Origin of the sequence: Flavobacterium sp. (genome assembly GCF_043773265.1) — a bacterium.
GTDB lineage: Bacteria > Bacteroidota > Bacteroidia > Flavobacteriales > Flavobacteriaceae > Flavobacterium.
Window position 1 is genome coordinate 1 of the sequence record NZ_JAYVFH010000067.1, and the last position, 14705, is coordinate 14705.

At 31.7% G+C, this 14705-nt stretch carries 18 protein-coding genes; 13 read left to right on the forward strand and 5 right to left on the reverse strand.

Annotation, left to right across the window (positions count from 1 at the left end; genetic code table 11):
• The first annotated feature begins 170 nt into the window (after positions 1–170).
• The 13 genes from ACH2BO_RS03620 to ACH2BO_RS03680 all read left to right on the forward strand — a co-directional run bounded on the left by ACH2BO_RS03620 (position 171) and on the right by ACH2BO_RS03680 (position 8300).
• The gene (locus tag ACH2BO_RS03620) at positions 171–539 is read left to right on the forward strand and encodes a hypothetical protein (protein ID WP_395043393.1); all 369 of its coding nucleotides are present in this window, start codon (positions 171–173) and stop codon (positions 537–539) included.
• A gap of 8 nt (positions 540–547) precedes the next feature.
• Positions 548–862 (forward strand): hypothetical protein, encoded by a 315-nt coding sequence (locus tag ACH2BO_RS03625; protein WP_395043394.1) that lies wholly within the window; start codon positions 548–550, stop codon positions 860–862.
• A 1-nt stretch (position 863) separates the two neighbouring features.
• The gene (locus tag ACH2BO_RS03630) at positions 864–1700 is read left to right on the forward strand and encodes a hypothetical protein (protein ID WP_395043395.1); all 837 of its coding nucleotides are present in this window, start codon (positions 864–866) and stop codon (positions 1698–1700) included.
• Between the two features lie 44 nt (positions 1701–1744).
• On the forward strand, positions 1745–1894 hold the full coding sequence (locus tag ACH2BO_RS03635) for a hypothetical protein (RefSeq protein ID WP_395043396.1): 150 nt from the start codon (positions 1745–1747) through the stop codon (positions 1892–1894).
• 282 nt (positions 1895–2176) lie between these two features.
• Positions 2177–2674 carry a hypothetical protein gene (locus ACH2BO_RS03640; protein WP_395043397.1) on the forward strand — a complete coding sequence of 166 codons (498 nt, stop codon included), beginning with the start codon at positions 2177–2179 and terminating at the stop codon, positions 2672–2674.
• A gap of 2 nt (positions 2675–2676) precedes the next feature.
• The gene (locus tag ACH2BO_RS03645) at positions 2677–3099 is read left to right on the forward strand and encodes a hypothetical protein (protein ID WP_395043398.1); all 423 of its coding nucleotides are present in this window, start codon (positions 2677–2679) and stop codon (positions 3097–3099) included.
• A 2-nt stretch (positions 3100–3101) separates the two neighbouring features.
• On the forward strand, positions 3102–3809 hold the full coding sequence (locus ACH2BO_RS03650; RefSeq protein ID WP_395043399.1) for a peptidoglycan-binding protein: 708 nt from the start codon (positions 3102–3104) through the stop codon (positions 3807–3809).
• Positions 3809–3949 (forward strand): hypothetical protein, encoded by a 141-nt coding sequence (locus ACH2BO_RS03655; RefSeq protein WP_395043400.1) that lies wholly within the window; start codon positions 3809–3811, stop codon positions 3947–3949. Before ACH2BO_RS03650 ends, ACH2BO_RS03655 begins: the two co-directional genes overlap by 1 nt.
• 171 nt (positions 3950–4120) lie before the next feature.
• A complete protein-coding gene (locus ACH2BO_RS03660) occupies positions 4121–4633 on the forward strand; it encodes a glycoside hydrolase family 19 protein (RefSeq protein WP_395043401.1) in 513 nt (170 codons plus the stop codon).
• 12 nt (positions 4634–4645) lie between these two features.
• A complete protein-coding gene (locus tag ACH2BO_RS03665; protein WP_395043402.1) occupies positions 4646–5002 on the forward strand; it encodes a hypothetical protein in 357 nt (118 codons plus the stop codon).
• 110 nt (positions 5003–5112) lie between these two features.
• Positions 5113–5613 (forward strand): hypothetical protein, encoded by a 501-nt coding sequence (locus tag ACH2BO_RS03670; RefSeq protein WP_395043403.1) that lies wholly within the window; start codon positions 5113–5115, stop codon positions 5611–5613.
• Positions 5614–5646: 33 nt separating this feature from the next.
• A complete protein-coding gene (locus ACH2BO_RS03675) occupies positions 5647–6117 on the forward strand; it encodes a hypothetical protein (protein WP_395043404.1) in 471 nt (156 codons plus the stop codon).
• Between the two features lie 2 nt (positions 6118–6119).
• Positions 6120–8300 (forward strand): ArdC family protein, encoded by a 2181-nt coding sequence (locus ACH2BO_RS03680; RefSeq protein WP_395043405.1) that lies wholly within the window; start codon positions 6120–6122, stop codon positions 8298–8300.
• Positions 8301–8596: 296 nt separating this feature from the next.
• Here the strand turns inward: ACH2BO_RS03680 and ACH2BO_RS03685 are convergent, their stop codons facing one another.
• Genes ACH2BO_RS03685 through ACH2BO_RS03705 form a run of 5 tightly spaced genes read right to left on the reverse strand, consistent with a single transcriptional unit; the run spans position 8597 to position 14617 of the window.
• A complete protein-coding gene (locus ACH2BO_RS03685; RefSeq protein WP_395043406.1) occupies positions 8597–11581 on the reverse strand; it encodes an efflux RND transporter permease subunit in 2985 nt (994 codons plus the stop codon).
• Positions 11581–12642 carry an efflux RND transporter periplasmic adaptor subunit gene (locus tag ACH2BO_RS03690; RefSeq protein ID WP_395043407.1) on the reverse strand — a complete coding sequence of 354 codons (1062 nt, stop codon included), beginning with the start codon at positions 12640–12642 and terminating at the stop codon, positions 11581–11583. The genes ACH2BO_RS03685 and ACH2BO_RS03690 overlap by 1 nt, the downstream gene beginning before the upstream one ends.
• Before the next feature lie 9 nt (positions 12643–12651).
• The gene (locus tag ACH2BO_RS03695) at positions 12652–13059 is read right to left on the reverse strand and encodes a DUF1573 domain-containing protein (RefSeq protein ID WP_395043408.1); all 408 of its coding nucleotides are present in this window, start codon (positions 13057–13059) and stop codon (positions 12652–12654) included.
• A 5-nt stretch (positions 13060–13064) separates the two neighbouring features.
• Positions 13065–14306 carry a 6-bladed beta-propeller gene (locus ACH2BO_RS03700; protein WP_395043409.1) on the reverse strand — a complete coding sequence of 414 codons (1242 nt, stop codon included), beginning with the start codon at positions 14304–14306 and terminating at the stop codon, positions 13065–13067.
• Between the two features lie 53 nt (positions 14307–14359).
• Positions 14360–14617 (reverse strand): hypothetical protein, encoded by a 258-nt coding sequence (locus tag ACH2BO_RS03705; RefSeq protein ID WP_395043410.1) that lies wholly within the window; start codon positions 14615–14617, stop codon positions 14360–14362.
• Positions 14618–14705: the final 88 nt, after the last annotated feature.

Genomic DNA, 14705 nt, shown 5'->3' on the forward strand with positions numbered 1-14705 from the left:
CCACTTTTAAGAGCCAAAGAGGAGTTTAAATTGGAGTTGGAATTTCCAAAAGGCGTAACTGTTCCCAATGTAAAACCGCTGTTTATGCGCTTGGAGTTCAGAGTAACAGAGGCGAAAAAATAACACTAAAAGAGCCATAGCGAGGGCTATGGCTTAAAAAAAATCAGGCTATGAGACAAATACATTATGTGGTAAAAGCAAGTATTATTCCAGGAGAGAACAGCTCTTTTGAGAATTTTAAATTACCTACAGGATTCACTACAGCAGTAGCGGTTTACACCAATGGAATAGAGAAAGCCACAGGCGCAATGGCATCCATAGAGATGAAAGACGACAACAGTATTGCTATTATTCCGATGGTGCATATTGACAACTGGAGACAGTCTAGTGGTGGCGAATATGAAAAGACGTTTAAACCGCTGAATTTCGATACAGGCAACAAAGATTATTCGCTTTTGTTTGCACTAGAAGAGCCATTACAGGGCGATATACCGTTAAAATTTCACGTCGTTTTTTTATACAACAACACCATTAAATAAATAGAGCAATGTTTGTAGAATCTGCTTTTGTAACTAGGGAATTTAAAGAGGAACAAATTCCAGTTTTAGAAAATATTACCTGCCTTTGTGTTGTAAACACAGGTGCTAGTGAAGTTATAATAAATGGACTAACTATTTATCCCAGTCAAAAGCAGATTTTAATTGTTCCTGATGGAACGTACAGCAAAGTACAGTTGAGTGTTACTTTTTTAAAGCCAATAAAAAAAGCAAGTGGAGGCATTAAAAAAGTGGTTCGACCACCCAAAGGCGATGCAGAACCACTACAAAACAGAATTTTACTTATCTACAAAAAACTAATTTAATATGGAGCAATTAGAGGATTTAATTGAAAAGCTTAACAATGATTGTAATAGTGCTGTTTCAGTTTTAGATAAGCAAAGTTCCAAGTGGATTTTTAGCAATCTAACCCACGAACAAATAAAGATGCAGTATTGTAGTGCAGAGAATTTTTTTGAGCATTTATTTTCTTTGGGATATACAGAATTGTCCTTGCAAGAGAAACGCAAAAACGGCTATAAGTCTTTTAAATCAGAGGCAGAGCCTTTTGATGTTACCTTTTCACAAATGAGCTCTTTAGAAAAGCAAAAAGAGACAATACAGTTAAATCCAAAAGTTGAACCACAGCCACAGCGAGCCACAAAAAAGAAAAAAAAGAAAAAGAAAAAATCAGGACTTATGGGACTTGGAATGAGTGAGATTTTCGATTTGAAGTTGCAAGCCTACGACAGAGTAGAACTCGCAAAAAAGGTGCAAGAACTTCAAAGCGAGAACAAAGACCTTAGAGAAAAAAACGAGGCACTTAATGAAGAGAAACTGCAAAAGAAGTACACCAAAGAGAGCAACGACAGTTTAAACAATATGCTTTTGGGCGTGGTCAAGCAAGCTCCAATTATTTTAAAGGGATTGGGTTTTAATGTTCCTGTAGAAGCTGGCGGATTGTCTCTAGCTAGTGGCGATGATTTGATGGACGAGGGATTTTCAGAGATTAAAAAGTCATTACTAGATACCGTTAAAACTCTTGATGATGATACGATAACCCTTTTACAGGTAATGCATCAGAAAATAAGCGAGAAAACCGAAAATAACCTTTTCTCACAAGAACTATTTGAATTATTACAAAAACATCAAATGATAGTATAATGAGCGTACTGAATATAAAAACAAAAGAGAGCAACCCTTTTAAGTTGCAAAAAAAGACCAAATTATTACAAGCATTAGCCGATTTGGATAATGAAGTTTTGCAGAAGCTAGAAGCCCTTAAAAACTCCGAAAAAGCAATGGCAATGGTCACCACTAAACAAGGATGGGACACCATTAAAGAGTTTATAATGTAAAAAAAATAGAACAGCATTGGGTTTGGAAATGTAAGATTAGAAGTGTCTATCATTTAAAGAGTGTGTAAAAACTCAATCCACAAGTTAAAATTAAGCAAAGGTTGATATAAAGTAAAACGCGCTGGAATTGCGAGACCTATTCTATAGAGGGTGAAAGTCCTGACCACTTAAAAACTTTATTTCAATATTGAAAAGAACCTTGAAAAAGGAGTGAAATAGATTCTTTGTTTAGTTTTTCCCCGATGCCAAAAAAGACAGAATACTGAAATAAATTCAGCATAAATGAAAAAGCAAGGTTTACATAATCACGCAGTTTTAACCGCCGTTACCACTTCGCCACAAGGACAAAAGGCAGTACAAACATCGCTTGAGCGTGCCGATAAAACAGTAAGCATAGCAACATCCATTGTAAAAGGAGTGCTTAAAACGGGTTTGTTTTTGGGAGTTGGTTATTTTGCTTACATCAAGATATTTAACGGTTTTTCTTCGCTGTCAGTGAACAAAAAAGAAAAACCAAGTAATATTTCTACAGGTATGGCAATGAATAAAGCCGAAGCGATTTTTAGTGCGATGTACGGATTGGGAAGCGGTTTTAAATCCGTCAAACAAAATCTTTTGGGTGTAAATCACAACGGATTTATTAGAATTTACAACGAATTTGGAAAACGAAAAGGCATTAATCCATTATCTGAAAAAATGACTTTGACACAGTGGTTTATAGATCAGTTCTCACCAGCGGAACTTGTGGAATTACGCTTTATAATCCCTCACTTTTTTTAATTATGGAAATCTCAAAAATAGTACCTATCGCTGTAGGTGTTGCAGGACTTGGAGTATTTGTTTTTGCGGTAGCGCAAAGCAGTAAAAACAAAAGAAGTACAGCCTATTTAGATTCTGGAGTTGATGCTTCGAGTTTTAATGCCAGTCAAATTGCAACGGCTCTTTACGATAGTATGAAACAAGCCGATTTTACCAACACCCAAAAAAGGCAAGCCATTTTCACGGCACTTACTGGAGTTAGCGAGGCGCAATTTGCACAAGTCATTAAATCCTTCGGCTCTCGGTATTACAACACCCTTACAGGCAACACCTATTTTGCGCTTTGGCAAACGCCTGTAAAACATCCTTTAAAAATTTGGCTTAAAGAGGAGTTGAGTGAACAGGATTACAAATTATTAAAATCAAATTATCCTAAACAATTATAACAATGACCACAGAAGATAAATTATGGATTGGAGGCGGTATCGCACTTGCTGTTGGTGGTGGCATCTATTATTTTGTTCAAAAAGGCAAACAAGACAGCCATGATTTTGCTAGTGATATTCCTTATAGTGAAGTAGAAACTATTGAAACACCTATAAAAAAGCCAACACTTGCCACGCCTACAATAACACCAGTAAAGGCGCAAGTACCAGTTAAAGCAACTGTTTTAGCTGATAGTTTTAGATACAGCGTAGGTCAGGAAGTAATGGCAACAGGATTTAGTGGTACTAAAACCTACGATGCTCGAAAAATGGCAGACGGCAACTACATCAGTGATGGCGTTCGCAAAGCGACTTTTAAAAAAGGCGATAAAATCGGAACAATTATTTGGGTTGGTAAAAAACCAGATGGCACGTACCGCTATGTGGTACAACGAAATGGAGTGCTTTTAAATGATATTTACTGGATAGCCGACCAAGATGTTATTAAACCCATTGGTAAAGTTCTACCTACTGTGCCATCAGTTACAGCGGTAAGTACTACAGGACTAGACAGAAACAAAATACTAAAAAAAGGCAGTAAAGGCGTTGAAGTAAGAGCCTTGCAAACGCTGTTAAAAATCAAAGTGGATGGCGATTTTGGGCGCAATACTGAAAACGCACTATTTACCCAAAAAGGAGTTAAACAAATCACTTTAAATCAGTTTAAGTAATGGATAAGAGTGCCACAATATTGTTAGGGCTTGCCTTAACAGGGATTATAGTAGTCGCCACTTTACAGAGTGATACCAAACCCGAAACGCCAAAATCAGAGGACAAACCCGAATCTCAACCCAAAAAAGTAGTATTGTAATGGAATTTTTACTCTCAAATAGCATCACTTTTTTAAGCATCTTTAAAAAGTACAGCATCAGTACCCCAAGACGTATTGCGCATTTTTTGGCGCAAATCCATCAGGAAAGTGGCGGATTTACAAGGTTTGTAGAAAGCCTTAATTATACGCCCGAAGGACTTTTAAAAACCTTTGGCACAAGTAGAATTTCAAAGGCGCAGGCTACAATACGGCAGAACATCAGCCCACAAAGCAAATCAAGAGAAACTAGCTAATATTGTTTATGGTGGGATTTGGGGAAAGCTCAATCTTGGTAATACGCAGATTGGCGATGGATGGCGTTTTAGAGGTCGTGGACTAATACAACTTACAGGTAGAGCCAATTATGAGGTTTACAAAAAGTATTCGGGTCACGATGTAATTGCCAATCCCGATTTAGCCACACGAGCCGATATTGCCATTGACATTGCAGGTTGGTTTTGGAGTGTTAAATACAATCTTAATCCCATTGCTGATACTAATAATATCAGTTCGATAACCAAAAAGATAAACGGCGGATTAACGCATTTAACAGAGCGAGCAAAACAACTGAATTATTACATCACAGTGGATACACTTGGGATATTAAAAAAAAAAGTCAAGACCACAATCCTACATAATCCCTATTACCCTTTTTTCTCTGGGCTTTTGCATCTTGACACATAAATTTTACAGACAATGACAAAACAGCAATTAGTGGAATGGTTTACATCCCACTCTAAACAGATACTCGATTTTTCTTTATTTCTAATAATTGTAATTATGGGCGCAATAGTAAAAATAATCAAGCAAGTAAATCAAGGAGTTAAAGCCTCTTGGAAGTGGTTTTTAGCCGAAGCGATTGTATCGATTTTTGTAGCCCTTTTAGTCTATGGGTTCTTTGACCAGTTTTTACACTTTAACCAGCTTTTTACCTATATGGTTTGCGCTTGGTGTGGTTCATTTTCGACCATTTTTCACAAACGAATGGAAGATTTATTGGGGGCAATTTTTGACAAAATAAAACAGCTAATCGGTGCGAAAACATCTCTTTAACAAACTCGTGGAAGTAGCAGGAGTTTACTTTGGGTTTGATTTTTTTAATGCCCTTGAAGCCACCCAGATGCTACTTTTTACTTTAAAATCCACTTTTAAAAACAAAAAAAATGAAAACAATAATCCGTAATTTTTTAATCCTTACAAGTATTCTAATGCTGTTTTGTAGTTGTTCATCCACTAAAAAATACAAAGAGCAAAACACAATTGTACAGAGTGAACTAAAGCAAAATGACAGCACTAAAACAACTACAATAAATAGAGTAATTAACGATACGCTAATTACTCCAGTTGTTCAAAGTAATACAGGAAACAAAGTTTTGGATTCTTTAGTAAACGCCAAAGTTGATGAGATTTTGCAAAAGCTAAACACTGCCAAAACTTCGGGCGATAATGCTTACAGACTGATGTACGATAAGCTAAAAAAGCAATTGGAGTTTTACAGCAAAATATCACAGACTAAAAATGAGAGTTTGCAGGTAAAAAAGCAAAAGGATAAAGTAATTATTCAGATTAAAAAGATGCCCGTTGAGATTGTAAAAACCGCTAACAAAATTAGAGAAGTTTTTAATGGGATTGGGCATTTTGAGTTTGCTTTTTCTAGGGTTTAAGACATTTATTTTCATTAGAAATAAAACAAGTGTATGGTCATAAAAGCAAAACATATTGTAATTACAACAGCAGTTCTTGGAGCGGGTCTTTTGTACTACAGCAGTAAGATAGATAAATGGAAACAAACAATGGCAAAACTAAAAGCATTACCCACAGGATTTAGAAATTTTGATATTAATTTTAAGCGGATGCGCTTTAATTTGGATGTAACGCTTTTTAATCCAACAAACGAAAATTTCTCTCCCGATGGTGTTATTGCCGTAGTCAAACGAATTGTTATCAGTGATAAAACTGCCAAAAAAATTGCAACAATCACAGTTAATAAATCCTTTGTTTCTGTTCCTGCCAAAGGCAAGTTTGTATTAAAGGATTTGATAGTAGAGATTCCAATTGTAGAGAATTTATCCAATATGCAATCTTTGGTAAGTATTAAATCGGTCAATGACATTCAAATAGAAACCATTATCGGAGTTTTAGGTAAAGAATATTCAATAATTAAATAGTTATGAATTTAGTAACAGCCTTTAATAATTTAAACGGAAAACAGGTCTCTCGTAGTGCGCTTAGAAAACTACTCACTAGAGCCAAAAAAGAAAATCACTCTGATATTTCAAAGCGCATTAGTGCAGTTCTTAAAGACAACAAAGAGGCTCTTTTCACTATCGAGATACAGGATTTTATAACGGAACTCGGTCTTAGTGGCGCAGAGCAAGAGATTATTTTACCCACTTTGGAATACCAATCGGAGGAAGATTCAGAAGGGTTGAATGGATTGAATGGATTTCAAGATGACATTTACAGCTATATTACTGATTTAATTATCAATACCATTGAGAAAGTTGGGCATTTGCCTTGGCAAAAAGAGTGGGTTGGTTCTGGAAGCGATGGAACGGCAAAAAATTATGTAAGTAAACTGGAATATACAGGCATCAATTTTTTACTGAATTTCGATGTAAAGTTGGATGAGAATGGTAAAGGCTATTTAGTACCTATTGAATTTGAACAGCCTTATTATTTAACCTTTAATCAGATTGAAAAGGCTAAAGCAACACTAATTGAAGGTAGTGGTCACAGACGTGCAATTTATTATACTACAATTTTCGATTATAACAACGGCACGTTAAAATTTAAGACAACGGATAAAAAGAAGTTTACCGCCTTTGTAAAAGAACATTCTTTAACCAAAGAGGATTTAAAAGAGCATCTAGTTAAAATCCCAGTAATCAAATATTACAAACTTTTTAGAGCCGACCATTGCACGGGATTAAAATTTGAAGCAAAAAAGGTAAAAGCAAAAACAAAAGATGTAAATCCGATTGCAGAGGCACAATGGATAATTGACGGTTATAAAAATCCACCCAAATACACCTTTATTGGAGACAAAGCCTACTATCAACCTGCAACCGATACGCTCAATATGCCAATGATTGTGGCATTTAAAAATGAAGCATCCTATTACTGCACCTACTTTCACGAAATGACCCACTCCACAGGGCATTCCAAAAGACTGGACAGAGGAAACGATACTAGAGTAAGAGACGGAAGCAAAAAAGATAAAAGGGATTACGCTTTTGAGGAACTCGTTGCAGAAATCGGAGCTGTTTTTTTATGCGCAGAATCGGGAATATTATTTCAAACCAAAGACAATTCGGCAAAATATTTAAAAGGTTGGAATGATGCCCTTGTGAGTGAACTAGAGAACGACAACCGTTTTTTCTTAAAAGCATCGGCACAAGCTCAAAAGGCAGTAAATCATATTTTGGATAGAGAAATACAGCACGAAGACGAGGAACAAGAAAAAAAAGTGAAAACCGTTAAAAAAGCAACTCGCAAAGCTCCAGTAAGAACAAAGGTAAAAACTAGAGCAAAAGCAAAAACTAAATCGGGTTTGTCAATGGTTAGAGTGCCAAGAAAAAGAACTACTGAAGTAATTAAAAAAATAGCTTCAGAGCAAGTTGTAAAAGTGCAGCACAAAATAGATCCAAACAGTAGTTTAAGTAAACTCGCCAAATTAGGTTTTGTTTCTGCTGGTTCTGCTCCAAAAGAGGCAAGCGATGTTTTTACTTTAGGTGGAGAAATTGGAAAGTTTTTGCAAAAGCAACAACCACACAAAGCACTAATAATTATCAAAGGAAACAAGCACAGTTCCAAATCACAATTGGCAATGCAAATCGCTAATGCCTTTGGGGAAGAGCAAACACCAGTTGCCTACATCGATTATGAACAGGGCGGAATAGAGAGTAAAGATACGCTTGATAGCATCAACCGAAATACTTCCGAGCAAGGCAGAAAGTACATTGCCATAAAAGGCTATTTAGAGAAACCTTTTCAAGAGTTGCAGGATTTCTGCAAAGTGGTTAAAGTCATTATTGCCGATTCGGTAACGGATTTGAAAATTACAGCCGACCAGCTTAATTTTTTAAGAACCACGTACCCAAAAGTAATTTGGTGTTTCATATCTCAAGTAAAAGAAAACGGCGCAATGTACGGCGGTAATAAAATGGCACACAATCCTACTTCGGTAATTCATTGCTCCACCCATCAAGACCCAAAACAAAGGTTTGCAACACTGGAGAAAAACAGAGGTAACGACCTCACTTTAAAATACTCTATGTATTACAAAAAAATAGTTGGAGAAAACAATGAGCCAACAAAAAAAAGAAAATTATCATTTAAAGTTAACTAATTAAAATTCAAAATCATGGTAGCGAAAAAATCGAAATCGAAAACAAAAAAAAGAGTATCAGCAAAACAGTTATGTAGCAGAGTAATTGTGAGAGAAGGAGTGAAAAAAGACGGAACGCTCAAAAAAGGGTATCGTTACGTTAAGGGTGGCAGAGTGGTTAAAGCCAAAGCCAAGAAGTAAAAAAAAATGCGTGTTACAATTTTGTAACACGCATTTTTTTATGTTGATTAACTTCTAAACAGGCAAGGATTTTTCTCTTTTTTATTTTCAATCATTAGATGGAGCCTGGAGCCATGCTAATTACTGTTATTATTTTCTTCATTTTTGTAAATTTGATAGTAAATATATGGTACAAAATATAGACTAACAAATGTTCCTATAATCATTCCTCCAATTAATGTAATTGCTAATGGTTTTTGCATTTCGTTACCTAAGCCATCACCAAACAAAACAGGTATTAAGGCTAATATTGTCGTTAGAGAAGTAATTAAAATTGACTTTAATCTCATAGTACCACCAATTTTAATGGCTTTTTTCAACTCAATTCCGCTATTTTTCAACTCGTTTATTGTATGAATTTTTAAAATACTATCAGTAATTACAATACCACTCATTATAATAATTCCAATAACAGACATAATATTAATTGTTTCATTAAAAAGATAGAGGAATAATAATGCACCACCAATATCAATTGGTATCTCTATTAATATAATTAATGGTTGAATTAAAGATTCAAATTGAGCTGCCATTATTAAATATAGCATTAACATCGAAATAGTTAAGATTATTAGCATTTCACTTTTTAATCTATCTAATTCAAATATGTTTCCTGTAAATTCAATTTTATAATTTTTTTCAGATTTTATTTTTTCTTTAGTTAACTCTATTTTATTTTGAGGAATTGTAAACATTAATTTTGTGCCTAATTTGTCACCAAAAATTGTTTTAAAATCATTACTGATTCTCGTTTTCACCAGATTTCTTAATGGTATTAATTCTAGATTGTCGTTTTTAACAAAATTGTTATTTAAAATATTGTCAGCATTTGAATAGTTGTTTATTTTTATGGGAATAAATTTCTGAGATGTTTTTAAATTATCAATAGTATTTTGATTAAATAACGATTGGATAGTTTCTAATAAATTGGAATATGAAACGGAATATAATTTAAGATTTTCAAAGTTAACATCTATAATTATTTGATTTTGAAATGTTGCGATTGGTTTTCCATATTTTAAGGCAGATGCTATTTTTTCATGATCTTCAAAATTTATTTCTTCATTTGTTTTATTGCTATAAAAATTTGCAACAAGATTTCTTTCATCTGAACCAAAAATATATTCAAATAGATTTTTCTGAGGACTAAATTTATAGATTGCATTTGGATATTTTTCTTTTAAAATACTATCTATTTTATTCTTGGTTTTATTTATGTTTTCAATGCTTTTTTCTGCAATGAAAATGTTGGTTTCTGATAGACTTTTAGTTTGCTCCTTATTTAATAAATATTGATTTTCTCCTATTTCAGAAAGAAATAATTCAGAATCATTTTTATTTAATGATATTGTTCTCTCATAATTTTCTTTTAGTGTGATATTTTCATTCCAATCTATAAAGAGTTCAATTTCATTTTCACTAAATTTAGGAAGTTTTTCATAAGGAAGTTTTTGAATAAGAATGACACCAACGATTAAAAAAAAAGCAACTATAGAAAAGGTTAAGGTCTTTTTTTCAAAAAAATAATTAAATCCTTTTTCATACCAATTTTCAATATTATTTAAGCTAAAAGGTAGTTTATAATTAATAGTTCTTTTTTTAATATAATAAAAGAGAACTGGTATTATAAATATTGAAACTATAAGAGATGCTGTTAAGCCAATGGTAACTGCAATTGCTTGGTCATAAAAAAGAGCTCCACTAATACCGCTTAAAAATACCAATGGAATAAATATACCGCATGCTGTTAATAAAGAACTTATTAATGGCGTAATGATTTCTTGAATCCCTTCAACACATGATTCAAGAAGTGAATAGTCATTTTTTAACTTTTGGGATATATTATCAATAACGATTACTGCATTATCAATCATATTTCCAACACCTAAAATTAGTCCTGAAAGGGAAATAACATTTATTGAAATTCCAAACCAATACATAAATAAAAAACTTAAAAGTAGAGATATAGGAATGCTAAGTCCAATAATTATTGGTGATTGTAAGTCTTCTATAAAAAGAAATAAAATTATTATTGCTAATAAAGAACCTATAATTAAACTTTGTAATAAATTATCTATTGATAGTTTTAGAAGTTTTGTTTGGTCTTTTATTGTTTTAAACTCTAATTGTGGATAATCTTTTTTAAATTGATTTATTGTAGTGTTTAATGACTCTTCAAGATTGTTTACTCTTGCATCTGCTTGTTTTATAATCGCTATGTTTATACATCTTTCTTTATTGTAGAATGCAAAGCCCCTTTCCTGTTGGTTCTCGATACTAACTTTTGCAATATCTTTTAATTGTAGTATTCTGTCATTCTTTTTTAAATATATATTTTTTAAATCATCAATATTTTGTAATGGATTTGAAAATCGAAATTGATATTGATATATACCATTTTGAATTAATAAATTACCAAGTTCAAAATTATTTTCTCTAATAGTATTGATTATTTCTTGATGTGAAATAGATAGACTATTTGCTTTTTCTTCATCTATTTTAATGCTTATTTCAGGTTTTACTATGCCATTAATATCGGCTATTGCTACATCGGGTAATTGCTCAATTCTTCGTTTGATAATACTTTCTGTAAACTCACTAAGTTTCAAAAAATCAATATCATCATTGTTTTTATTATATATCGATAAATAAAGAATTGGTATATCAGATGCTGCTGCTTTTATAACTTTTGGTCGTTCAAGATCTTTCGGCAAAAAAAGTAATGCACCATCTATTTTTTCATTAGCTTCAATGAATGCATAATTAATATTAGTATTAAAGTCGAAAGTTAGTTTTATTACTGAAAGACCATCTCTAGATTCACTCTGAATATCTTTGATATTAGCAATTTGAAGTAGTTGATTTCTTAAAGGTTTTACAATAGCATTTTCTATGTTTTTTGCAGAACTATTTGGATATGATAATTGAATGGTTATTTCTGGGATAGCAATATCTGGCAACAACGAAGTTGGAATTTTAAAAATACTTATAGTACCTAAAATTATAAAGGCTAATGCTGTCATAAAAACAGCAATTGGACGTTGTATAAGATACTTTATCATTATTTATTTCTGATAAAGGTTTTTTTTACTTTTGCATCGTGTGCCAAGTTTTGGTTACCAGAAATTATAATGGTATCTCCCATTTTTAATCCTTCACTAACGGCATAATGTGAGTTATTTTCATCCACTATTTTTACATAATTCCATTTTGCAAAACCATTCTTTGTTGTAAACACAACTTCTTTATTTGAACGTAATACTAAGGCTTCTTTTGGGATGACAAGAATTTTCTCTAAAGTGTTGTTGATAATTATTTTAACATTCATTCCGTCAAATAGATGATTTGTATTAGAAGATATTTTGGCTTTAACTCTCACAAATCCTTCCTTGCTTACGGCTGGGTTGACTTCAATAATTTTTGCTAGAAACTCTTGATTGCTATTTGAAAACGATGTTAACGTTATATTTTGACCTTTTTTTACAAAAGACATTTCGTTTTCTAGAATATTAAAAATTACTTCTAGATTGTTTTGGCTTATTAGAGTACAAAAAACATCTGAGGATGAAATAAAATTACCATATTTACTGTTTAAATTAGCAATAATTCCTGAGAAAGGTGCTTTTAGAATAGTTTGGTTATAAAGTATTTCTGCATTTTCAAAATTGTTTTTTGCTTCAAGAAATCCAGCTTTAAATTGTATTGTTTTTAAAACATTTTTGGGAACTTCATTTTCATTTACTTGTCCATAACCAAAGTTTATTTTTTCTTCTATAAATTTATGTTTAGCCTTTTCAAAATCAATTTGTGCTTTGCTAAGTAAATTTTTTAAGAGAGAATTTTCTAAATTAGCAATTATGGCTCCTTTGCTAATTGTTTGACCATTGCTTACATAAACTTTTTCTAGTTGCTCATTTGTTTTAAAGCGCAACTCGCTTCTATCATGCGCTTCAATTTTACCATTAGCGAGAATTTGTTTATGAAAGCTACTTTTGTCAAGAACAGTGCAACTTACATTTGTTAAATTTGATGTTGTAGATGAGTTAACAATGTCATCCTGTTCTGCTTTTTTAGAACAAGAGAAAAAAGAAATTGCTGTAATAAAGTAAATAATTTTTTTCAATTTTTTTGTTTAATCTATTACTCTTCCTTTTATTATTATTTCGTTTTCAGTTATATCGTTTTTAATAAAAACTTTAGTTTTTTGGCTAAAAAACCCAGGGTTTTTATTGTCATATTCTACCTCAATAATGGTAAAGGAATTCTTTTTTATTGGGTCTTTTGACCATCTAATTACTGTACAATGACAACCCGGAGTTACTCTTTCTATTGAAATTTCTTGGTCGTCAAAGTTTAAGAGTTTAAATCGAGCTATAGATTTTTCTGTTTTTTTCTTGACGCCAATATCTATTTTCATTGGTTCAAATTTATAATTAAATGTTTGACTTGTACTTGATGATTTTTTGTAAAAAACAGCAATAAGTAAAACTAATATAAGTATTGCAATAATTTTATTTTGTTTGCCCGAAAGTATATTCATAATGTTTATTTTAATTTGTAAAATAATAAAACAGGATTTTCATAATCTTTTAATTTTTCCTCAATAGAAATGTTTAGTTTCTTTTGTTTATAAACTTGCTCTTTTGATTCTTTTGGTAGATTCAATAAGGAATAAACCACATTATTATCAATAACTGTAACGCACTTTTCATTATTTACTGCTATTGGAAAACCAAAGAATGGTAAATAATCGATATCGTTGTCAACTTTGTTTCCTCCAATAATTTTTTTTGTTCTTCTATCATAAAATAGTAATACGTTTGATTTTTTCCGTCTTTCGTAGGTAACACCTATCCAATCTTTATTGATAAAGTGATTCCCGTTAGAAAAAATCTTTCCATCTCTCATTCGTTTATTAAAAAAATCTTCTGTTTCATAAACAACATCATCTAGTTCTACTGCCTTATCATCAAAGTCAAAAGTTATAATGTTGTTTAGCTCGTTAGTATTTGGGTCATATTCATATATTGAGTTTTTAAATCTAGGAAAAACAGTAACAATACCATTATTTTTAGAAAGATAATCTCTTCCAAAATAGTCATTTTTTATCTCATCATCACTATACGGAAGACCACAACTTAAAACATTAAAATTTTCATCAAAAGTAATTAAATCTTTATTTTTATACAAAGAACCTAGATGTTCATTTGGTGTTAGTGTAGTGTAGTTTAGATATTTTGTATCATTAATTTTACGAATATTCCCAATTCTAAAAGGCAATCTTTTCTCAGCAATTAATTTGCCATTAAAATTATAGATAATACATTTAGATTGTGAACCATCAAATAGTATTACTTCTTTTTTATCGAAATCAACATCAAAATCGTAAATTTCATTAAACTCTCCTGGTCCTTCACCATGCTTATTAAAGCTAGTTATAATTTCACCTGTTTGTTTTGAACACGATTTTATTATTTTAGAATTGTATTGATCTAAAATAAAAACAATACTATCATTGAAAATAATTTTATCAATTTCGGCAAGTAATGTATCTCCTTTATCTTTTACAGATAGAATTTCAAAACTATCAATTAAATGTGATAATTTAAATTTGTTTTCAATAAAAGCTTCACAATCTAACACATTATTTTGATTATTAACTTTTATTTCTTTATTACTTATTTTAATGTTTTCTAATAACTTATCAAATTTGGTATCGGCTTTGTTTTTTTTATTGCAACTGATTATTAATAGAATAAAAAAAACAATCAAAATATTTTTACACATAATTTTTAATTTAAAACCCCAACAAATTGTTTATTGTTGGGGTAGATTTTAATCTATGAACAAAATGTTGACCAACATACTGACCAACCATCTCCACAAACCTTTTTTGTTCCTGCGTATGTTTCAGATGTCGTCGCAACGCCAACATAATCAAAACCGACTGTATTAGTTACAGTACAAGGAATTGTTTTACTTTTCCAAAACCAACCACTACCTGCATCTGTTACCGCAAAAGATTTTTGCGGAATTAACACAAAACCAATTGCAAGAGTTAATCCAAAAACCAGTGAATTTTTAACCAATTTTCTCATAAATAAATAGTTTTAAAATTATTATTGTGCTAATTAATAAAAAAAAAAGAACTTTGCAAGAAAAATAGTGTTTTATTTATGCAAAAAT

Bases quoted from the DNA above. Each gene is read 5' to 3' on its own strand.
- ACH2BO_RS03620 (WP_395043393.1), top strand. From the start codon at position 171: ATGAGACAAATACATTATGTGGTAAAAGCAAGTATTATTCCAGGAGAG.
- ACH2BO_RS03625 (WP_395043394.1), top strand. From the start codon at position 548: ATGTTTGTAGAATCTGCTTTTGTAACTAGGGAATTTAAAGAGGAACAA.
- ACH2BO_RS03630 (WP_395043395.1), top strand. From the start codon at position 864: ATGGAGCAATTAGAGGATTTAATTGAAAAGCTTAACAATGATTGTAAT.
- ACH2BO_RS03640 (WP_395043397.1), top strand. From the start codon at position 2,177: ATGAAAAAGCAAGGTTTACATAATCACGCAGTTTTAACCGCCGTTACC.
- ACH2BO_RS03645 (WP_395043398.1), top strand. From the start codon at position 2,677: ATGGAAATCTCAAAAATAGTACCTATCGCTGTAGGTGTTGCAGGACTT.
- ACH2BO_RS03650 (WP_395043399.1), top strand. From the start codon at position 3,102: ATGACCACAGAAGATAAATTATGGATTGGAGGCGGTATCGCACTTGCT.
- ACH2BO_RS03655 (WP_395043400.1), top strand. From the start codon at position 3,809: ATGGATAAGAGTGCCACAATATTGTTAGGGCTTGCCTTAACAGGGATT.
- ACH2BO_RS03665 (WP_395043402.1), top strand. From the start codon at position 4,646: ATGACAAAACAGCAATTAGTGGAATGGTTTACATCCCACTCTAAACAG.
- ACH2BO_RS03670 (WP_395043403.1), top strand. From the start codon at position 5,113: ATGAAAACAATAATCCGTAATTTTTTAATCCTTACAAGTATTCTAATG.
- ACH2BO_RS03675 (WP_395043404.1), top strand. From the start codon at position 5,647: ATGGTCATAAAAGCAAAACATATTGTAATTACAACAGCAGTTCTTGGA.
- ACH2BO_RS03680 (WP_395043405.1), top strand. From the start codon at position 6,120: ATGAATTTAGTAACAGCCTTTAATAATTTAAACGGAAAACAGGTCTCT.
- ACH2BO_RS03685 (WP_395043406.1), bottom strand. From the start codon at position 11,581: ATGATAAAGTATCTTATACAACGTCCAATTGCTGTTTTTATGACAGCA.
- ACH2BO_RS03695 (WP_395043408.1), bottom strand. From the start codon at position 13,059: ATGAATATACTTTCGGGCAAACAAAATAAAATTATTGCAATACTTATA.
- ACH2BO_RS03700 (WP_395043409.1), bottom strand. From the start codon at position 14,306: ATGTGTAAAAATATTTTGATTGTTTTTTTTATTCTATTAATAATCAGT.
- ACH2BO_RS03705 (WP_395043410.1), bottom strand. From the start codon at position 14,617: ATGAGAAAATTGGTTAAAAATTCACTGGTTTTTGGATTAACTCTTGCA.